At 56.7% G+C, this 18,410-nt stretch carries 20 protein-coding genes, 1 tRNA gene and 1 pseudogene; 10 read left to right on the forward strand and 12 right to left on the reverse strand.

All coding sequences use genetic code 11. From position 1 onward, the window contains the following. Nucleotides 1-48 precede the first annotated feature (48 nt). On the reverse strand, nucleotides 49-231 hold the full coding sequence (locus AC2FJB_RS03780; RefSeq protein WP_496717544.1) for a DUF3553 domain-containing protein: 183 nt from the start codon (nucleotides 229-231) through the stop codon (nucleotides 49-51). 43 nt (nucleotides 232-274) lie between these two features. Between AC2FJB_RS03780 and AC2FJB_RS03785 the strand changes: the two are divergent. After that, a pseudogene (locus AC2FJB_RS03785) lies at nucleotides 275-872 on the forward strand (histidine phosphotransferase family protein). On the opposite strand, the gene AC2FJB_RS03790 reads toward AC2FJB_RS03785, so the two are convergent. From AC2FJB_RS03790 to AC2FJB_RS03830, 9 genes are all read right to left on the reverse strand, one after another. Continuing rightward, nucleotides 869-2,131, reverse strand: a complete 1,263-nt coding sequence (locus AC2FJB_RS03790; protein ID WP_496717543.1) for a glutamate-5-semialdehyde dehydrogenase — start codon at nucleotides 2,129-2,131, stop codon at nucleotides 869-871. The pseudogene AC2FJB_RS03785 and the gene AC2FJB_RS03790 overlap by 4 nt on opposite strands. 33 nt (nucleotides 2,132-2,164) lie before the next feature. Then, nucleotides 2,165-3,271: a glutamate 5-kinase gene (gene proB, locus AC2FJB_RS03795; RefSeq protein WP_496717542.1), complete on the reverse strand. Its 1,107-nt coding sequence runs from the start codon at nucleotides 3,269-3,271 to the stop codon at nucleotides 2,165-2,167. Then, entirely contained in the window at nucleotides 3,259-4,293 is a 1,035-nt protein-coding gene (gene obgE, locus AC2FJB_RS03800; RefSeq protein WP_496717541.1) for a GTPase ObgE, read from the reverse strand. Before obgE ends, proB begins: the two co-directional genes overlap by 13 nt. 37 nt (nucleotides 4,294-4,330) lie before the next feature. Beyond that, a complete protein-coding gene (locus AC2FJB_RS03805) occupies nucleotides 4,331-4,867 on the reverse strand; it encodes a GNAT family N-acetyltransferase (protein WP_171228751.1) in 537 nt (178 codons plus the stop codon). Next, a complete protein-coding gene (locus AC2FJB_RS03810) occupies nucleotides 4,864-5,472 on the reverse strand; it encodes a LysE family translocator (protein ID WP_117868978.1) in 609 nt (202 codons plus the stop codon). Before AC2FJB_RS03810 ends, AC2FJB_RS03805 begins: the two co-directional genes overlap by 4 nt. A gap of 95 nt (nucleotides 5,473-5,567) precedes the next feature. Then, a complete protein-coding gene (gene rpmA / locus AC2FJB_RS03815; protein ID WP_039535512.1) occupies nucleotides 5,568-5,837 on the reverse strand; it encodes a 50S ribosomal protein L27 in 270 nt (89 codons plus the stop codon). 11 nt (nucleotides 5,838-5,848) lie between these two features. After that, nucleotides 5,849-6,457: a 50S ribosomal protein L21 gene (locus tag AC2FJB_RS03820; RefSeq protein ID WP_117868979.1), complete on the reverse strand. Its 609-nt coding sequence runs from the start codon at nucleotides 6,455-6,457 to the stop codon at nucleotides 5,849-5,851. Between the two features lie 211 nt (nucleotides 6,458-6,668). Next, nucleotides 6,669-7,469, reverse strand: coding sequence for a DUF2059 domain-containing protein (locus tag AC2FJB_RS03825; protein ID WP_496717540.1), 801 nt, complete (start codon nucleotides 7,467-7,469; stop codon nucleotides 6,669-6,671). Continuing rightward, nucleotides 7,469-8,251 carry a DUF2059 domain-containing protein gene (locus AC2FJB_RS03830; protein WP_496817824.1) on the reverse strand — a complete coding sequence of 261 codons (783 nt, stop codon included), beginning with the start codon at nucleotides 8,249-8,251 and terminating at the stop codon, nucleotides 7,469-7,471. The genes AC2FJB_RS03825 and AC2FJB_RS03830 overlap by 1 nt, the downstream gene beginning before the upstream one ends. 183 nt (nucleotides 8,252-8,434) lie before the next feature. Between AC2FJB_RS03830 and AC2FJB_RS03835 the strand changes: the two genes are divergently transcribed. The 9 genes from AC2FJB_RS03835 (at nucleotide 8,435) to AC2FJB_RS03875 (ending at nucleotide 17,220) form a co-directional block, all read left to right on the forward strand. Then, a tRNA-Ser gene (locus AC2FJB_RS03835) sits at nucleotides 8,435-8,524 on the forward strand. 250 nt (nucleotides 8,525-8,774) lie between these two features. Continuing rightward, nucleotides 8,775-9,332 (forward strand): hypothetical protein, encoded by a 558-nt coding sequence (locus AC2FJB_RS03840; RefSeq protein WP_496717537.1) that lies wholly within the window; start codon nucleotides 8,775-8,777, stop codon nucleotides 9,330-9,332. Nucleotides 9,333-9,530: 198 nt separating this feature from the next. Further along, nucleotides 9,531-10,559 carry an alcohol dehydrogenase catalytic domain-containing protein gene (locus AC2FJB_RS03845; protein ID WP_496717536.1) on the forward strand — a complete coding sequence of 343 codons (1,029 nt, stop codon included), beginning with the start codon at nucleotides 9,531-9,533 and terminating at the stop codon, nucleotides 10,557-10,559. A gap of 75 nt (nucleotides 10,560-10,634) precedes the next feature. Next, nucleotides 10,635-11,510 (forward strand): branched-chain amino acid ABC transporter permease, encoded by an 876-nt coding sequence (locus tag AC2FJB_RS03850; protein WP_170344324.1) that lies wholly within the window; start codon nucleotides 10,635-10,637, stop codon nucleotides 11,508-11,510. Between the two features lie 3 nt (nucleotides 11,511-11,513). Then, on the forward strand, nucleotides 11,514-12,611 hold the full coding sequence (locus tag AC2FJB_RS03855; protein WP_496717535.1) for a branched-chain amino acid ABC transporter permease: 1,098 nt from the start codon (nucleotides 11,514-11,516) through the stop codon (nucleotides 12,609-12,611). Beyond that, on the forward strand, nucleotides 12,608-13,372 hold the full coding sequence (locus tag AC2FJB_RS03860; protein WP_496717534.1) for an ABC transporter ATP-binding protein: 765 nt from the start codon (nucleotides 12,608-12,610) through the stop codon (nucleotides 13,370-13,372). The genes AC2FJB_RS03855 and AC2FJB_RS03860 overlap by 4 nt, the downstream gene beginning before the upstream one ends. Continuing rightward, nucleotides 13,369-14,142: an ABC transporter ATP-binding protein gene (locus tag AC2FJB_RS03865; RefSeq protein WP_496717533.1), complete on the forward strand. Its 774-nt coding sequence runs from the start codon at nucleotides 13,369-13,371 to the stop codon at nucleotides 14,140-14,142. The genes AC2FJB_RS03860 and AC2FJB_RS03865 overlap by 4 nt, the downstream gene beginning before the upstream one ends. 5 nt (nucleotides 14,143-14,147) lie before the next feature. Next, nucleotides 14,148-16,034, forward strand: a complete 1,887-nt coding sequence (locus AC2FJB_RS03870; RefSeq protein WP_496717532.1) for an AMP-dependent synthetase/ligase — start codon at nucleotides 14,148-14,150, stop codon at nucleotides 16,032-16,034. Nucleotides 16,035-16,059: 25 nt separating this feature from the next. After that, a complete protein-coding gene (locus tag AC2FJB_RS03875) occupies nucleotides 16,060-17,220 on the forward strand; it encodes an ABC transporter substrate-binding protein (RefSeq protein WP_117868989.1) in 1,161 nt (386 codons plus the stop codon). 72 nt (nucleotides 17,221-17,292) lie between these two features. Here AC2FJB_RS03875 and rpsI read toward each other — a convergent pair whose 3' ends face one another. Together rpsI and rplM are read right to left on the reverse strand one after the other, a co-directional pair. Further along, nucleotides 17,293-17,778 (reverse strand): 30S ribosomal protein S9, encoded by a 486-nt coding sequence (gene rpsI, locus AC2FJB_RS03880; RefSeq protein WP_117872759.1) that lies wholly within the window; start codon nucleotides 17,776-17,778, stop codon nucleotides 17,293-17,295. A 5-nt stretch (nucleotides 17,779-17,783) separates the two neighbouring features. Beyond that, a complete protein-coding gene (gene rplM / locus AC2FJB_RS03885; protein WP_117868990.1) occupies nucleotides 17,784-18,242 on the reverse strand; it encodes a 50S ribosomal protein L13 in 459 nt (152 codons plus the stop codon). Nucleotides 18,243-18,410: the final 168 nt, after the last annotated feature.

Here is an 18,410-nt window from a genome sequence, read left to right on the forward strand (position 1 = left end):
CAACAAGTGGGCATCTGGCCTTTTCTGTTAACTCTTCTTAAACCAGTTTCACGGATCAAAGACCGGCATCAGGGCGATGCGCGTTCCGTCGATTACCACTTTCCCCTGCTCGCGAAAGTTCACGGTGATCTTGCCTGCGACGTTGGACTGAACCTGTCCGACACCCCATTCGGGGAAATCCGGGTGGCGAACAAACAAGCCCGGTGCAAGAATAGCATTCATGTCTGTCATTTGGGGCTTCCGGTTCCTGCGGCAGATACCGCAGGAGGTACGCATGGGCAACACGAACGTCAACCTGGCTGAATTGATCGGCTCCCGAATCTGCCACGATCTGATCAGCCCGATCGGTGCCATCACCAACGGGCTGGAACTGTTGGACATGGTTGGCGCGATGCAGGGCCCCGAGATGGAGTTGATCTCGGGCAGCGTCGGCAGCGCTGGTGCGCGCATCCGTTTTTTCAGGGTTGCCTTTGGATCAGCAGGAGAACAACCGCTGGGGCGAGCCGAAGTGACTGAACTGCTCAAGGATATGGAACGCACCGGACGGGTACGGGTCATTTGGAATCTGAAGGAACCCGTGCCGCGAAATCAGGTCAAACTGGCCTTTTTTGGGAATCATGTGCTGCGAAAGCGCCATGCCATTGGGCGGAACGGTCGAAATAAAAACCCAAGATGAAAAATGGACGATCACCGGGACCGCAGACAAACTGAATGTGGATGCTGAACTGTGGAAACACGTTGCAACCGGTCGGTTCCCCAACAAGATTACACCTGCGCAGGTCCAGTTCGCTCTGCTGCCCGAAACGGCAAATGCAATGGGTCGGCGCGTTTCACTCGAAACCGCTGCGACCCGCGTTTTGCTGCGCTTTTAGTCCCGGGTCGTTCCGTTCCCGCGCACCAGGTATTTGAAACTGGTCAACTGGGCGGCCCCCACCGGGCCGCGGGCATGCATTTTGCCCGTGGCGATTCCGATCTCGGCGCCCATCCCGAATTCACCACCATCGGCGAACTGAGTCGAAGCGTTGTGCATCAGGATCGCGCTATCTAGGCGCTCAAAAAAACGGGCCGCAGCAGCGCCGTCCTCGGTCATGATACAATCGGTATGGTTTGATCCGTATCGCTGGATATGCGCAATGGCTGCGTCTATGTCAGCGACAGGCTTGGCCGCGATAACACTGTCCAGAAACTCTTTTCCCCAATCCTCAGCCGTTGCGGAAACTGTACCCTCAACCGCAAGTATGCCGTCGGCGTGAACCTCAACCCCAGCATTCACGAGCGCGGCGTTCACGTCACGCCCCAGCGTTTCGGCGATGTCCTGATGGATCAGCAAGCATTCGGCAGCGCCGCAGATGCCGGTGCGACGGGTTTTGGCGTTCAGCACCACGTCCAACGTTTTCTGCGGATCAGCCGCCTTGTCGACATAGATGTGCACGATACCTTCAAGATGCGCAAAGACAGGCACACGAGCCTCACGCTGCACAAGGCCCACCAACCCCTTGCCTCCGCGCGGAACGATGACGTCGACATAGTCGGTTAGGGTCAGCAACTCCTGCACCGCAGCGCGGTCACGTGTCGGCACCAGCTGAATCGCATCTTCCGGCAGATCGGCGGCCTTCAGCCCTTCTACCAAGCAGGCATGAATCGCGGTCGAAGAATGAAAGCTCTCGGAGCCGCCCCGAAGGATGACAGCATTTCCGGATTTCAGACACAACGCGCCTGCGTCAGCGGTTACATTCGGGCGGCTTTCGTAGATCACGCCGATCACACCCAGCGGGGTGCGCACGCGCTGGATATTCAATCCTGTCGGGCGATCCCATTCGGCCAGCACTTCGCCCACCGGATCGGTCTGATCAGCCACCGCCCGCAAACCATCGACCATGCCCTGAACACGTGCCTCATCCAGCATAAGGCGATCCATCATCGCCGGGCTCAGGCCCTTCTCACGGCCAAACTCCAGATCCTTCTGGTTGGCTTCGATGACCTGCCCGCGATTGGCCCAAACCGCGTCGGCTGCCGCAATCAGAGCGGCATGCTTTCGTTCGGCGCTGGCAAAAGCCAGTTCACGTGATGCCGCCTTGGCACGTTTCCCAAGATCGGCCATCAGAGCTGGAATGCTGTCAAAGTCTTTCATGTCGCGTGCCTCTCAGGTCGTCTTTTTCGATGGTTACAGGGCCAGATCATCCCGGTGGATCAGGGCAGCGCGGCCGGGGTAGCCCAGCGTGGCCTCGATCTCGGAAGACTTACGCCCCTTGATCGCGCCCGCCTCCTGCGCGGTATAACGGCTGATACCCTGCCCCAGTCGGCGCGCTTTTGGGTCAAGTATCGAAACGGGGTCGCCGCGCCCGAAATCACCAATCACTTCGACAATACCCGCGGGCAGCAAGCTTTTGCCATTGGCCAGCGCGTTGGCAGCCCCTTCATCGACAGTGATCTCACCACGCGGTTTCATGGCTGAAATCCAACGCTTGCGCGCTGCATGCGGGTCCAACGTTGCGGTGAACCACGTACAGCTTGAACCATTCTCCAGCCTTTTCAGAGGGTTCAGGATCGATCCTTCAGTGATTGCCATCGCACAACCGCCCGCGGTGGCCATTTGGGCAGCCAGCAGTTTTGTCTTCATTCCGCCCTTTGACAAACCAGAACCCGCATCACCCGCCATGGCTTCGATTTCGGGCGTGATCCGGTCTATGGTTTCGAATCGGGTAGCTGAAGCATCTTCATTCGGGTTGCCGGAATAGAAGCCATCCACATCTGACAGAAGGATCAGCTGATCCGCGCCGACCGTTACCGCGATTTGCGCGGCCAGACGGTCATTGTCACCATACCGGATCTCATCCGTTGCCACTGTATCATTTTCATTGACGATCGGCACGACTCCAAGGCCAAGCAATGTTTCCAGAGTCGCGCGCGAGTTCAGGTATCTGCGGCGATTCTCGCTGTCCTCCAGCGTCACCAAAACCTGCGCCGTGGTGATTCCATGTGGTGCTAACGCTTCTTCATAGGCGCGTGCCAGACGAATTTGTCCAACGGCAGCGGCAGCCTGCGATTTTTCCAAAGGTAAAGCCGCTGCTGGCAGACCCAGAACACCGCGCCCTAGCGCGATCGACCCCGACGAGACCAGAATAACATCCGTCCCTTGCCGTTTGAGCCAGTCCACGTCCTGCGCCAGCGTATGTAGCCAATCGGAACGAAGCAAACCTGTATCCCGATCGACCAGCAGAGCAGAGCCGATTTTGACGACCAAGCGACGCGCTGAGGTCAGGGCTGCCAAGGCTGCGCCTCCTCAGCGGGTTTCTGGCGAACACGATTGTCATCAATCTGGCCGCGCAACGCGCGCAGAACCTCCGTTACACCTTGATGAGCAACGCCGGACATCGTCATCACGGGGCCACCAACGGCCTCTTCCAGTTCGGCTTTGGCCAGATCACGTTCTTCATCATCCAGCGCATCAACCTTGTTCAGGACGGTGATCCGGGGTTTCTCGGCCAGTTCACCACCATAGGCTTCAAGCTCGTGGATAATCGTGCGGTAATCATCGGCAACCGTTTCCGACGTTCCATCGACAAGATGCAGAAGCACAGCACAGCGCTCAACATGACCAAGGAAGCGATCTCCGATCCCGCGTCCTTCATGGGCGCCTTCGATCAGGCCAGGGATGTCGGCCACGACGAATTCCGCATTGTCGACGCCCACCACTCCCAGATTAGGGTGTAGCGTGGTAAACGGGTAATCCGCAATCTTGGGCCGCGCGTTGGACGTAGCTGCAAGAAAGGTCGATTTTCCCGCGTTTGGCATACCCAGCAAGCCCACATCGGCGATCAGCTTGAGACGCAGCCAAATCGTACGATCAATGCCTGCCTGCCCCGGATTTGCACGGCGGGGCGCCTGATTGGTGGCGGATTTGAAGTGCAGGTTGCCGAAACCGCCATTGCCGCCTTTGGCAAGCAGAACGCGCTGGCCCACTTCGGTCAGATCGCAGATGACCGTTTCCTCGTCTTCGTCCAGAATCTCGGTGCCGACAGGCACGCGCAAGACAATGTCATCACCGTCCTTGCCGGTACGTTGCTGCCCCCTGCCCGGCTGGCCGTTCTTGGCGAAGAAATGCTGTTGATAGCGGAAGTCGATCAGGGTGTTCAGCCCTTCCACAACTTCGACCCAGACGGAACCGCCCTTACCACCGTCCCCCCCATCAGGGCCGCCGTATTCGATGTACTTTTCGCGCCGAAAGCTGACGCAGCCGCCACCTCCGGCCCCGGACCGGATGTAGACCTTTGCAAGATCGAGAAATTTCATGTGTGTCCCCTACTGCAAAGGCCCCATCGGCCACAAGTCAGAGTTTTTTACTGTACGTCCAGGTGGGCACATTCGCATCACGCGCCACCGAATAGCTTTCTGCATCGCCAAGATACTGGAACCCGCAATGGGTCAGAACCCGGGCAGAGGCCGGATTGTCCTGGAACACGCTGGCAAACATGGTCGCGTTCTCCAGCGGGTTGGCATTCACCAGCGCTTCGACAGCCATAGAGGCAATGCCGGTATTCCAATAGATCGGCGCAACCCAATAGCCGACTTCTGACTGATTCCGATCCAGCCGTTTCAGCGTGATCAGACCAATCAGCTCCGGGCCACCATCCTTGGTGGCATCCATGACCCAGACATCCTCGTCCCGGTCTTCAGCCATTGAGCGCGTGACAAAAGCTTCGGTCGAGCCTGGGGCCAAAGGATGTGCAATACTGGTTGTCATGCGTGCCACACGCTCATCACCGGCATAATGCTCGATCAGCCCCATATCCGACCGACGCAGAGGGCGCAGATCGAACCGCTCGGTTTCTATGACCGGCTGATTTATTATTGTTTCAAGTTTCATGAGTGTGTTCCTCCTCCGAACAACACGAAAAGTACGGACGCAACCGTAAGACCCGCCAACGTCCACATCAGATATTTTTCAACTGGCCGTCCTTCAACCGCGTGGGCAATTCTATCGCCCGCAAAAGTCCAGATCGGATGAAGAACCACCTGACAAAACAACAAACAAAGAGCGATCGTAATCGTCGCTTCAAAACTGGGCGTGCCCGCGGCCACAAACCCAGTGAAACCGGCAATGATCATGGCCCAGGCTTTGGGATTGAGCGGATGAACAATCAATCCCGCCAGAAAGCCGGGGGCCCTCCCCTCGGACTGTTGTCGCGACAACCGCGTGTTGGCAATTTTCCACGCCAACCACATGATATAGGCCGCTGACGCGTATTTAAGTACCGTAAACACCTCAGGTGCCTGATCCGCGAGATGCAGTAACCCAAAACCAATCGGCCAAATGATCAACTGCTTCCCCAGAATCACCCCCCCGACAAAAGGTAATGCTGCCCGAAAGCCATAGCGCGCACCCGTTCCCAACAGGACCATGTTGGCCGGTCCCGGCGTGCCGACCTGGCTGGCGGCAAAAATCAGGAAACTGGTGGTTGCGACTGTCATCGGTTTGATTGATCACGACTGCGTTAGAACGAAAAAGGGACCGGCACTTTGTGCCGGTCCCCCATGAATTTTTCTTAAACCTTCTGGGTTTCGGCTTACTCTGCGGCCTCCGCCACTGGCAGGACCGAAATGAAGGTGCGGTTTTTAAGTCCTTTATGGAACTTAACGGCGCCATCGGTGGTTGCAAAGATGGTGTGATCCTTGCCCATACCTACGCCTTCGCCCGGCCAGAACTTGGTGCCGCGCTGACGCACGATGATGTTACCTGCGATAGCGGCCTGGCCACCATACAGTTTTACGCCAAGGCGACGACCAGCTGAGTCGCGACCGTTACGGGAGGAACCGCCAGCTTTTTTATGTGCCATTCTCTCTCTCCTTAGCCTTTGGCCAGTTCTTTGGCCTGCTCAACCCATTCGGGCTTCACTTTGACCGTTTCGATAGCAGCAATCTGCTCGTCCGACAAGGCGGCCAGAGCGGCAAAGCTTTCGATACCGGCCTCGTTCAGCTTCTTGGCAGCGGCTGGGCCGACGCCAGTCAGCGCGGTCAGATCGTCCGCAGCAGCAGAGGGTGTATCGGCTTTGGCTTCAGCTTTCTTTACAGGCTTTGCCGCCGGAGCAGAGTCGCCTGCCGGAGCGGATCCGGTTGCAGCCTTGATGCCCGACTTGTCAGCGCCCGACGCAAGAATGTCGGTGATCTTGACCAGAGTCAGTTTCTGACGGTGTCCAACGGTACGCTTCGAGCTGTGCTTACGACGGCGCTTGACGAACTTGATGACCTTGTCACCTTTGACTTGTTCGATCACTTCGGCCTGTACGCCTGCGCCTTCAACGAAAGGTGCGCCAACAACCGGAGCGTCACCGCCCAGCATCAGAACATCGTTGAATTGAACTTTTTCTCCTGCGTCGGCAGCCAGTTTTTCAACGCGGAGCATATCGCCCGCCTGAACCTTGTACTGCTTGCCGCCAGTCTTGAGGACCGCAAACATGCGTCTTTCCTTTTCATATCCGCGTTCTGTGGTCCCCTGAACCGGGTGTTGCTGGCCTAAGCCACCTCGAACAGCGAGCCCTTTTCGGGCTGTGTGACTGACCCTGTGACGATGTCGAATGGGTCAAATAATAACGATACCCGGCGCGGAAAACCGGCCGGGATGCGCGCTTATCCATAGAACGTCGGAAAAAGTCAACACCAAAGCGATGTCAAAGATCAGACGCTCTGAGCGTCTGGGCAACCGCCCGACCCATCCGGAACGAGATGTCGTTGAACATGCGGTCAAAACCGTCGAACAACGCCTCATTCAGGGCGCGACCCGTTTCGGTTCTGGAAAACGCGATATTCTCGCGCATCTGGGTCTCGTCCAAAGGCCGGTAGGCCATCAGCAGAAAAGAATACAGCCACGCCTCGGTTTCGGCGGCGCGGCTCTTTTTCTGGGAAAGAAGCTCGGCCAGCAATTCCTGATCGTCGCCTTGCGCGTCAACATCGAGACCCTGAAAGAAGCTGTAGTCTGAACTCAGAGCCCCCTGAACGTTCTTGTCGATAAGGTCATTTGCCTGAATGTACTCATCGACCAACTCAAAGCGAGTCGTGTTTCGTTTGACGGAATCGTATGCTTCACGGGCCATGTCCTCTATGGCCTGGTCTGACATCGCCTGCCGGGCCGAGTTTTCCAGCGCCACAATCGTCTGACCAAGATCGCTTTCGAAAAACAAGATCGCCTGATCAAGCTGCGCATCAGACAAACCTGCCTCAAACGCATCCGTCAGTTGTTTTTGCATCCAATCCGGATCGTAAATGTCCCTGACCTGCGCTTCAAAGAACGCGCCGCCAGTCTTGTCCAACAACGTTTCGTCAAGTTCCTCGCGGTGCACCTGCCCTTCCTGTACGAGAATTTCCATCACATGCGACAGGTGCATGGCCTGCGCCAGCCGGTCAACTTTTTGATCGGCCTGCAAGGGCACACCCCACAGAACAACTGCAATCGCCAAAAAAACGCGGCGCATCAAATATCCTGTGCAGGATGCAATTCGGCCATCCGCGAGGCAAGAACCTCGAACCGTCGGGCCATGATTTCGAATTGTATGACGTTCAGAAGTTCATAAACTTCCTGCATCAAGGGCTGTTCCAGTGCATCGACATAGGCGTTCACGTCTTCGTCCGAGAAATCCTTGTACGTGTAAGCCGCGCCGGCAAGGCTGGACAATTGAAGCGATTGACGCAGCGCGGGCTCGTTTCTTTTCAAAAGCTCTCGCAAATCTTCTGAATCCATTTGCAATTCGATGACACCTGATGCGCTGGCCGCCAGCAGGAAGCGAAACTGTATCTCCTGCCATGCCCGAAGCGCTATATCGGTCGAATCGATGGCCGCACTCATTTGCTTGAAGCTCTCAACCCGCGGTGACCCTTCTTTGATCAAATCCGAAATGATCTGCTGGCCTTCAAATTGCTTGGCTTCGTTATCCGCGTTCATATGAGACGCATTTTCCACTTCGACCAAACGCTGCCCCAGGTCGGTCGCGTAGAACTCAACTGCGTGCGCCAATGCTTCTTCGCTCAGCGTTTCCTCAAGAATGGAAACCGCCGTTTGGTGCATAGCCTCGACGTCAAATACTTCATCCGTCAGACGTGCCCAGTCCGAGCCGAACCCGTCCGGGTCGATGCCCAGCATCTGCGGTGCAGACCGAGAACTCAGCGCGATGCTTTCCAGCGCAACATCAAATCCGGTTGTGGTCAGGAACGCTTCGATCCGTTCCCGGTTGGCCGCAAACAAAGGAGCAGCAGCCATAAAAAACGCCAATAGCGGCGCCAAAAACAGAAAAGCAAAGCGGTGTGCAGGCTGTGTCATAGTATTCAGAGTAGGTGTTTTCCGTCCGCTGGCAATGGAAAAACCCGGCTTTGTCAAATTCTGGAATTTTCTGCTTGCACCCCTGCCCGTTCCTCACTAAATCCCCCCCTCACAGACCCCCGCGGAGAGGTGCCGGAGTGGTCGAACGGGGCGGTCTCGAAAACCGTTGTGGGTGCAAGCCCACCCAGGGTTCGAATCCCTGTCTCTCCGCCACACTGCCAATGCTGGCTTTTTGGTCAACCAGAGATTTCCCAAGGATTTACTTCTGCTGCTGCCATTCCCCGCGGATCGCTGCCCAATCCGGTCGCGGTGCCTTTGTGCAGGCATATTCTTGCCGCGTTTCGTCGGGCAATGAGCGTAGCCCGGCTTATACTCTATTCTGCTGAGAATTATTGGGAATTCCCCTTTGTTCCTGAGTTATTTTTAGCGCATCCCGGCGACACATTTTCCAAAGGAGACACACATGTCGCGTACTCTCATTCTTGCCATCGTCATCGCCGCAATTGGTGCTGGCGGGTATTTTTACCTGAAACAACCCGAACCCACACCCGCTGAACGTTTGGAAACCGCGGCAGAAGAAGCCGCCGAAGCGGTGACAGACGCGGCTTCCTCTGCTCAGGACGCTGCCTCTGACGCAGTCGATGCAGCGACCGAGAAAGCCGCTGAAGCAGCATCGTCATTGACGGACCAAGCAACTGAAGCGGCCTCTTCGGTGGCGGATCAGGCAAGCGAAGCGGCGTCATCCGTAGCGGATCAGGCCTCTGATGCCGCCCAGGAGGCTGGCGATCAGGTGGCTGCATTGGCCGGTCAGGGTCAGGAGTTGCTGAATTCATGGGTTCAGGAAGGCAAGCTGGACCCCACAAATTTCGATTATGAAGGCATTATGACATCCCTTCAGGAAAGCACTCTGGCCACTGATCTGAAGGATCAGGCGATCAAGATTGTAAATGATATCAAGGGCTCACCTGAAACAATTATTCAGAAGATTCAGGAACTGACCAACTTGTTGACCCAACAGTAAAGTGATTGAGGCCGATCCACGGGTCGGCCTTTCCCAAGGGCGCATCTGCGCTGCCCCTACGTTATGGCGTCGTCGAATTGACGTCCTTCGCGGCTTTTGATTGGCTGTGCCAGACAAACAGCCCGCATCTTACCCGTACTATTGGGGGCCTTCCAGATATGGTGCGGGCTTTGCTTTAGCCATTTCGAGGATGACCCGATGACCGACCTGCCCCAGACTATGTTCGCCGCAATCCTGAAACATGACGGGTACTCCGGCACGGCCACCGGACCGGCCATTGAAAATGCCGCCGACTGGTTGGAAGAAGCAGAAGTTCCAACACCAGAACCCGGCCCCGGTCAGGTGCTGATCCGGTTGCGCGCAGCTTCGGTCAATCCGTCAGATTTGCACTTCATCAAAGGTGAATACGGACAGCCAAGGGTCAAAGGTTCGCCCGCCGGATTCGAAGGTTGCGGAGACGTCGTCGCCGTCGGCAAGGGCGCCGAGGCCCTGCAAGGGCAACGCGTCGCGTTTGTCGCCGCCGGAACAGGGGCCTGGGCAGAATTTGTCGTTACACAGATGCAGATGTGCATCCCTCTGCGCCCTGATATCTCGGACGATGATGGGGCTGCTCAGATCGTTAATCCAATGACGGCGATGGCCATGGTGGATATGGCCAAAGCTGACGGCGATGCCTTTGTCGTATCAGCTGCGACCAGCCAATTGGGCAAGCTGATGTGCAGCCTTGGCCGCGATCTTGGGTTGAAGCCGATCGCTTTGGTGCGCCGGGCCGAGACGACAGGGATGTTGAAAGACCTTGGCGCGGCCGAAGTGCTGGTGACAACCGATGAAGACGTTGTCGCCAAGTTTGCGGATCTGAGCGCGCAGCTGAAACCGCGCGTGTTTCTGGATGCCGTGACGGACCAGTTGTCTGAACAACTGTTCTGCGCCATGCCCAACCGGGCGCGCTGGATCAGTTATGGCAAGCTGTCTACCGAGGAGCCGACGCTGACGCAGACCGGTCAACTGATCTTCATGAGCAAGCGGATCGAAGGCTTCTGGCTGACAAACTGGATGATGTCGACCCCGCCCGCCGATCAGATGCGCGTCGTGGCCGAGGTTCAGGCCCGGTTTGCCGACGGGCGCTGGAAAACGGATGTTTCGGAACATCTTAGGCTGAAAAATCTTGTGCCAAATCTGGCGGATGCGCTGAAAAAGAGTGACGGCAAGGTGATTATCACGCCATAGTAGAACAAACCCGCGTCACCGCAGGATACGTGCGGGCAGAACGCGACACCGGCAAACCGGTCGAGGGAGGACAGTTTGGATAACGCACAGCTGCTGATCAGCGGACTGGCAAACGGGTGTGTCTATGGCCTGATCGCGCTTGGCTTTGTTCTGATCTACAAGGCGACCGAAGCGGTAAATTTCGCGCAGGGCGATTTCATGATGCTGGGGGCCTTTGTCACCATCGGCCTGACCAATACCGAGTACATGGGCCTGCCGTTCTGGCTGGCCCTGCCGATATCACTGGGGATCATGGGGGCATTGGGATATCTTCTGGATCGCCTGATCATCCGTCGCCTGTTTGGCGAAAGTCAGACAGCCGTTGTTATCCTGACCATCGCCCTGGGCTTTGTGATCCGTTTCGTGGCCGGATTGATCTGGGGGCACGAACCGCAAACACTGCAAAACCCGCTGGCGGGGAAAGATCTGCGCTTTGGCGGCCTTGTGCTGGGGCTGGAGGATGTCGCCGTGATCGTCGTGACCATCCTGCTGACATGGGGCCTTTACGTCTTTTTCAAACGCTCCAAACTTGGGCTGGCGATGCAGGGGGCGTCGCAGAACCAGCTGGCAGCGTATTACATGGGTGTACCTGTCAAGCGGGTTCAGGGGTTCATCTGGGCGCTGGCCGGTGTCGTTGCGGGGATTGCGGGCATTCTGTTCGCCGCCAAGGGCGCGGTGGATCCGACAACCGGATTGCTGGGCATCAAGGCATTTGCCGCCGCCGTTATCGGAGGATTCGGAAGCCTGCCCGGTGCGTTGGCCGGTGGACTTATCGTCGGCGTGATCGAACCTTTTGCCAGCCGCTATATCGCGGCGGGTTACAGCCAGATCGCGCCATACGCCCTGCTGCTTGCCGTGCTGATCTTTCGCCCCAACGGGTTGTTCAGTCAGGTTCGGGTCAAAAAGGTCTGAGCCATGCGGATCGTCTTCAAAACCGACTACATGCAGGATATCCGCCCGTGGAAAGACCGCTATCAGCTTGTCCTGTATCTGATCCTTCTGACGGTTGTTGCCGCAGCCCCCTGGTGGCTTGACGAGTTCTATCTGGGTGAACTGACCAACGTCCTGATCTGGGCCATTGCCGGGTTGGGCCTGATGATCCTGACCGGGCATACAGGGCAAGTCAGTCTGGGCCACGCGGCCTTTCTGGCCTTTGGCTGCTATGCCAACGTCGCCCTGATAGAAGCCGGGGTGCCCTTTCTGGTTGCTTTCCCGCTGGCGGGCATTCTGACCGGGATAGCGGGCGTGACGGTCGCGATCCCTGCCCTGCGCCTGCATGGCATCTATCTGGCCATCTTCACCATGGCGCTTTCGATCCTGATGGACGACATCATCGTTCTGTCCGAACCCATCACCGGCGGTGTTGCGGGCAAGTATGTCGGCGGGGTCGAAATCTTCGGCCATCTGGTAGACCGCTGGGGAACGCCCGATCAGTTCTTCCGGCTGGTCCTGACCGTCGCCGTTCTGGTCACACTGGGATATATCAACCTGCTGCGCGCGCCTTTGGGCCGCAGCTTCATCGCTGTGCGCGACTCTGAGGTTTCGGCCCAGGCGATGGGAATCGATATCGCGCGGACAAAGATGATCTCTTTCGCCTTGTCCTGCGCGGTGACGGGCTGGGCCGGGGCACTGATGGGGTTGTTCGCCGGAGCGTTCAACAACGAAACCTTCAGTGTTCTGATCTCGATCCAATTGTTGATGATGATCGTGATCGGTGGGCTTGGGTCGATCCACGGCGCGTTTCTGGGCGCGATCGTGATCGGGTTCCTGCCGCAGTTTCTGTCGATCTCAAAAGAATATGCCGGCGCTCTGTTCGGTGGCAGTACGGTGGCCATTCCGGGATTGGAGTTCGGCATCTTCGGCATGATCCTGATTGCCTTCATCCTGTTCGAACCCATGGGCATCTATGGCCGCTGGCTGAAAATCCGCACCTGGTTCGAGCTGTTCCCCTTCTATCGAAAGGACATGTTCAAACGGCAGAAGTCTTATCTCAAGACGGAGCGTCTGAGATGAGCTTGCTGGAGTTCGAAAATGTCACCCTCAAGTTCGGCGGCCTGACGGCGGTGGATGACCTGTCATTCGATGTTCGGGAAGGTGAGGTTTTCGCCATCGTCGGTCCAAACGGTGCGGGCAAGTCCACTGTTTTCAACCTGATTTCCCGGTTCTACGATCCCGTTGACGGGGCGATCCGGTTTGACGGGCATGATCTGCTTCAGGTCAAACCGTCCGGCGTCGCCGCCTATGGCGTGGCGCGGACCTTCCAGAATATCGAACTGTTCGAACACGCCACCGTTCTGCAAAACCTGCTGGTCGGGCGGCACCGCCACCGCAGGACAAACCTGATTTCCGAGATTCTGTTCACCCCGTCCGCAAAGCAACAGGAACTGGAAAACCGCGAGAAAGTGGAACGGATCATCGATTTTCTCGACCTGCAAGCCTATCGCGACAAGATGATATCCGGGCTGCCCTACGGCGTACGCAAAGTGGTTGAAGTTGCTCGCGCTTTGGCAACCGACCCCAAATTGCTGCTACTGGATGAGCCGGCCTCGGGGTTGTCCGTCGAAGAGACAACAGACATGCGTTGGTGGATCGATGATATCCGACGACAGATGGGCATCACCGTTTTGATGGTAGAACATGACATGGGCCTGGTCTCGGGCGTGTCAGACCGGGTTCTGGCCATGGCAGATGGCGCTAAACTGGCGCTTGGAACCCCGGCCGAAGTTCAATCGCACCCGGCGGTGATTAGAGCTTATCTGGGGAAAGCCTCATGAGCCTGCCAATCCTGAAAATCCGAAATGTCGAAAGTTTTTATGGCCCGATAATGGCCATTCGCGGTGTTTCGCTGGACGTTCACGAAGGAACGATTGCCTCGATCCTTGGCGCAAATGGTGCAGGTAAAACGACATTGATGAAAACCGTCTCGGGTGTGATGGACCCGGAAAAGGGCACGATTACCTTTGATGGCGACGACATTCAGGGGGCTGAGCCACATACAGTCGTCCAGCGCGGGATTGTGCATGTGCCCGAAGGGCGCGAGGTATTTCCTCTGCTAACCGTCGATGAAAACCTGAGCCTCGGAGCGTATACTCGCTCGGACAAAGCGCAGATCGTCCAGGACCGCGACCTTGTTTTCAGTTATTTCCCTGTTCTGAAAGATCGCCGCACGCAAGAGGCCGGCACCCTGTCAGGTGGGCAACAACAGATGCTGGCGATCGGACGTGGGCTGATGGCCCGCCCTCGCATCATGCTGCTGGATGAACCGTCACTGGGTCTGTCGCCGCTACTGGTACAAGAGATATTCGGCATTCTGAAACGTCTGAACGAAGAACAACATATGACAATGCTGCTGGTCGAGCAGAACGCCAATGCAGCATTGGAACTGGCGCATCATGGTTACGTGATGGAGGTTGGACGCATCGTCATGGACGGCGCTGCGGATGAGTTACTGAAGTCCGAGGATATCCAGAATTTCTATCTAGGCGTGCGGGAAGAAGGCGCGCGCGAAAACCGCCGGTGGAAACGCAAAAAGACGTGGAGGTAAGCAAGATGGATGCAACGCCCCTCGCCCCGCAGATCAGGATCAACGGCATTGAACTTAATGCTACCCCCGGACAACGCCCGTTGCGTGTGGATGGGTACACAACCATCAGTGCGCTGTTTCAAAGCCGTTGTGCGGAACTGGGGGATCGAACAGCCCATCGTGAAAAGGACTTGGGCATCTGGAAGTCATATTCCTGGGCCGACTACTGGCGGCGCGCCAAGTGGATCGGGCTCGCCCTGCGAAAGCTGGGTTTGGAACGCGGAGACGTTGTTTCAATCCTGTCCGAGGACCGCAAGGAATGGATGTGGTTCGACATGGGCATTCAGTGCGTTGGGGGCATTTCTTCTGGCGTCTACACCACGGATTCTGCCAATCAGTTGCAATATCTGGTCAATGACAGTGGCAGCAAGTTCCTGATCGTCGAGGACGAAGAACATCTGGACAAGTTTCTGGAAGTCGAAAGTCAAGTTCCGGACCTGGTCAAGGTGATCATACTGGAGGGCGAAGGCTTGCATGACCTTACCCATCCACGCTGCATGATGATCGACGATCTTTACGCTTTGGGCCAGCAGGTCGAAACCGAAGATCCGGGACGGTTCGAAGCCGAAATCGCACAGGCCAAACCTCAGGACACAGCTTTGCTGGTTTACACATCCGGCACCACCGGCCAACCCAAGGGTGCGATGCTAAGCCATGAAAACATCCTGGCTGGCATTGAGGCCGGTGCCTGGTCATTGCCAACGCAGGCCAGTGACGAACAGCTGTGTTTTCTGCCGCTCTGTCATATTCTGGAACGCGACGTATCTGTCTATTTCCCGCTGGCCGCCCGCTGCACCGTGAACTTCGCGGAAAGCCCCGAGACGGTTTTTGCAAATCTGCAAGAGGTCTCGCCTTCGACCTTCACGGCAGTACCGAGAGTTTGGGAAAAGATCTATGCGCATGTGCAAATCCTGGCGCAGGATGCAACGTCGCTGGGTCGAATGGCATACGGTCTTGCCCTGAAGGCCGGCGCGCGCCGGGCCGAATACGTGAGTTCGGGAAAACCCGTTCCCGCCGCCATCGCGGCCCGGTTCTGGTTTTGGGATCAGTTGGTTCTGAAGAATTTGCGCCGGATGCTGGGCTTGGACAAGCTGCGCCGGGGTGGCACGGGTGCTGCCCCTATCTCGGCGGATTTGTTGAAATGGTACTGGGCCATCGGAGTGCCGATCGTCGAGGGCTTCGGCATGACCGAAACGTCCGGCCTTGCGACACTCAACACCGTTGAAAGCAACAAGATCGGAACCATCGGAAAGGTCGTCCCGGGGTGCGATATCCGTATCTCGGACGAAGGTGAAATTCAGCTCAAGGGCATGAACATCTTTCAGGGCTATTGGCGCAATAACGCAAAGACGGCGGAAAGCTTTACCGCCGATGGCTGGCTGCGCACCGGCGATATGGGACGTATCGACAAGAACGGGTTCGTTACCATCACCGGCAGGTTGAAAGACATCATCATCACCGCCGGTGGCAAGAACATCACCCCGGCCGAAATCGAGAGCCGGCTGAAGTTCAGCCATTACATCTCGGACGCGGTTATCACTGGTGACAAGCGTAAATACCTCACGGCGTTGATCATGATCGATCAGGAAAACGTCGAGAAATATGCGCAAGACCAGAAGATCCCATTCTCGAACTTTGCCTCGCTTTGTGCCGCGTCCGAAATCAGGGATCTGATCGGTTCCGAAGTCGAAACCGTCAATGCGAAGTTTGCAAGAGTTGAACAGATCAAGGATTTTCGCTTGATCGATGTTTTGCTGACCGCCGAAGATGACGAGCTTACCGCCACGATGAAACTGAAACGCGGTCTGGTGGAAAAGAAACACGGACATCTGATTGAAGACATGTACACTTAGGCAAAGAGTTTTCGGGAGGAGAAAGATGAAGAAGTCACTCAAATGGCTGGCCGCAGCCACGGCGTTGACCGCCTCGGCAAGCATCGGCTCGGCTCAGACACAGGGCGTTACGGACGACGAGATAGTCATTGGTTCCGTCAACGACCTGAGCGGCATCTTTGCCGCAGTGGGTGTTCCGGCGACCAAGGGTGCCAACGTGGTATTCGACCGGGTGAACGAAGCCGGTGGCATTCACGGGCGCAAGATCCGCTATGTGGTCGAGGACAACGGCTATCAGATGCCGCGTGCGATGCAGGGCTACAACAAGCTGCTGAACCGCGACAAGGTGTTCGCGATGCTGCAATCGCTGGGCACGCCGATGAACATGGCGGGGTTCAAGTTGTTGGATCCCAAGGGCATTCCCAATGTTGCGCCTCTGACTGCTGCGCGTCAGATGTTGCAGGAACCGATGCGGAACAAATTCACGTCCTTCTCGACCTATTTCGATCAGGCGCGTATTGGCGTGAAATATCTGGCCGGCGAATTCGGATCAAAGACGGTTTGCACCATGTATCTGCCAACAGATTTCGGTGAGGAAATCCTGGAAGGCAGCAAGGCCGGAGCCGAAGAAGCCGGTATCGCTTTTGGATCTGAAACAACCCACAAGCCGGATGAGACGGATTTTGTCGGATCGCTCAGCAAGCTCAAGGAAGAGGGCTGCGATATCGTCACCATGGCGCTTGGGGTACGGCAGGCGATCACCGTAGTTGGCACGGCCAAGAAGATGGGCCTGACGGACATGAAGTTCCTCGGCACTTCGGCCAGTTTCCTGACTGTTGTGGCACAGGTTCCCGGTGGAGTGACCGATGGATTCTATGCAGCAGCGTCGTGGCAGGATCTTTGGGCGCGTGCGGATCAACCTGCCCCGGCGGCATTTATCGAAGAATACAAGGCCGCCACGGGCGAAGACCCAGTTGGATTCGCCATGTTGGGCTATTCCGCTGCTGAAATGATGGTCAAAGCACTAGAGGCCGCGGGCCCTGACCTGACGCATGACAGCTTTATCGAAGCGATGGAGTCACTGGACTATCAGGATGACCTGGTCGGCAACCATATTTCCTATGGCCCGGACGATCACCAGGGGGCGGATACAGTTTTCGTCAATGTCGTTGAAAACGGCGCGTGGAAACTTGTTTACGAAGAATAGTTTTACAGACAAAGCACAGCAAAAAAAGGGCTCGCATGTGCGAGCCCTTTCTTATTGGGTTTTCCCGGCGAATTAACGCTTGGAGAACTGGAAGGAACGGCGGGCTTTGCGCTTACCGAATTTCTTACGTTCCACAACGCGGCTGTCACGGGTCAGGAAGCCGGCCGCTTTCAGAGCGCCACGCAGGTTGGGATCGTACAGTTGCAGCGCTTTCGAGATGCCGTGCTTGACCGCACCGGCCTGACCGGTCAGGCCACCACCTTTGACGGTTGCAACGACGTCGAACTCACCTTCAACACCAGCAACCTGGAACGGCTGGCGCAGGATCAGTTGCAGAACGGGACGTGCAAAATACTTGTCCTGGTCTTTGCCATTTACGGTAACCTTGCCGGAGCCGGGTTTGATCCAGACGCGGGCAACAGCGTCTTTACGCTTGCCGGTGGCATACGAACGACCCAGCTCGTCACGTACGGGTTCACGCACGATGACTTCTTCGGCCACAACCTCAACGCCTGCGACGGCGCCCAGCTCTTCGAGAGTATTGATCTGATCAGCCATGGTCATTAGCTCCGGGTGTTTTTCTTGTTCATGGATGCAACATCCAGAACTTCGGGCGCTTGCGCCTCATGGGGATGCTCGGCACCGGCATAAACGCGCAGGTTGGTCATAATCTGACGCGACAGGCGGTTGCCCGGCAGCATGCGTTTGACGGCTTGGGTCACGACGCGCTCAGGGTGTTTGCCTTCGAGGATCTGCTGCTTGGTTCGCGACTTGATGCCACCCGGATGACCCGTGTGCCAGTAGAAGTTTTCTTCGCGCTTCTTGCCGGTCATCTGGATTTTGTCAGCGTTGATCACGATGACGTTGTCGCCCATGTCCATGTTCGGGGTGAACGACGCTTTGTGCTTGCCACGCAGGCGCATGGCGACGATCGAGGCAAGGCGACCCAGAACAACGCCCTCGGCGTCGATCAGGATCCATTTCTTGTCGATGTCTGCAGGTGTTGCAGAAAAGGTTTTCATGGCAGGATAGTCCTGTTTGATGTGAAAGACCGCCCCAGCGGAGCGGCCCGAATTCGATGGATGCGTATCTAGACACCCATGATTGCCACGTCAAGCGACCCAATGCTAATTAAATATAATCAAAACAACAACTTGCAAAATAGGTATTATTGTACCCCATATTTCTGA

It is taken from the genome of Ruegeria sp. CDSC085 (genome assembly GCF_059610465.1).

Excerpts from the sequence above, each read along its gene's own strand:
- AC2FJB_RS03780 (WP_496717544.1), bottom strand. The coding sequence starts at position 231 with ATGACAGACATGAATGCTATTCTTGCACCGGGCTTGTTTGTTCGCCAC.
- AC2FJB_RS03790 (WP_496717543.1), bottom strand. The coding sequence starts at position 2,131 with ATGAAAGACTTTGACAGCATTCCAGCTCTGATGGCCGATCTTGGGAAA.
- obgE (WP_496717541.1), bottom strand. The coding sequence starts at position 4,293 with ATGAAATTTCTCGATCTTGCAAAGGTCTACATCCGGTCCGGGGCCGGA.
- AC2FJB_RS03805 (WP_171228751.1), bottom strand. The coding sequence starts at position 4,867 with ATGAAACTTGAAACAATAATAAATCAGCCGGTCATAGAAACCGAGCGG.
- AC2FJB_RS03810 (WP_117868978.1), bottom strand. The coding sequence starts at position 5,472 with ATGACAGTCGCAACCACCAGTTTCCTGATTTTTGCCGCCAGCCAGGTC.
- rpmA (WP_039535512.1), bottom strand. The coding sequence starts at position 5,837 with ATGGCACATAAAAAAGCTGGCGGTTCCTCCCGTAACGGTCGCGACTCA.
- AC2FJB_RS03820 (WP_117868979.1), bottom strand. The coding sequence starts at position 6,457 with ATGTTTGCGGTCCTCAAGACTGGCGGCAAGCAGTACAAGGTTCAGGCG.
- AC2FJB_RS03825 (WP_496717540.1), bottom strand. The coding sequence starts at position 7,469 with ATGCGCCGCGTTTTTTTGGCGATTGCAGTTGTTCTGTGGGGTGTGCCC.
- AC2FJB_RS03830 (WP_496817824.1), bottom strand. The coding sequence starts at position 8,251 with ATGGCTGCTGCTCCTTTGTTTGCGGCCAACCGGGAACGGATCGAAGCG.
- AC2FJB_RS03840 (WP_496717537.1), top strand. The coding sequence starts at position 8,775 with ATGTCGCGTACTCTCATTCTTGCCATCGTCATCGCCGCAATTGGTGCT.
- AC2FJB_RS03845 (WP_496717536.1), top strand. The coding sequence starts at position 9,531 with ATGACCGACCTGCCCCAGACTATGTTCGCCGCAATCCTGAAACATGAC.
- AC2FJB_RS03855 (WP_496717535.1), top strand. The coding sequence starts at position 11,514 with ATGCGGATCGTCTTCAAAACCGACTACATGCAGGATATCCGCCCGTGG.
- AC2FJB_RS03860 (WP_496717534.1), top strand. The coding sequence starts at position 12,608 with ATGAGCTTGCTGGAGTTCGAAAATGTCACCCTCAAGTTCGGCGGCCTG.
- AC2FJB_RS03865 (WP_496717533.1), top strand. The coding sequence starts at position 13,369 with ATGAGCCTGCCAATCCTGAAAATCCGAAATGTCGAAAGTTTTTATGGC.
- AC2FJB_RS03870 (WP_496717532.1), top strand. The coding sequence starts at position 14,148 with ATGGATGCAACGCCCCTCGCCCCGCAGATCAGGATCAACGGCATTGAA.
- AC2FJB_RS03875 (WP_117868989.1), top strand. The coding sequence starts at position 16,060 with ATGAAGAAGTCACTCAAATGGCTGGCCGCAGCCACGGCGTTGACCGCC.
- rpsI (WP_117872759.1), bottom strand. The coding sequence starts at position 17,778 with ATGGCTGATCAGATCAATACTCTCGAAGAGCTGGGCGCCGTCGCAGGC.
- rplM (WP_117868990.1), bottom strand. The coding sequence starts at position 18,242 with ATGAAAACCTTTTCTGCAACACCTGCAGACATCGACAAGAAATGGATC.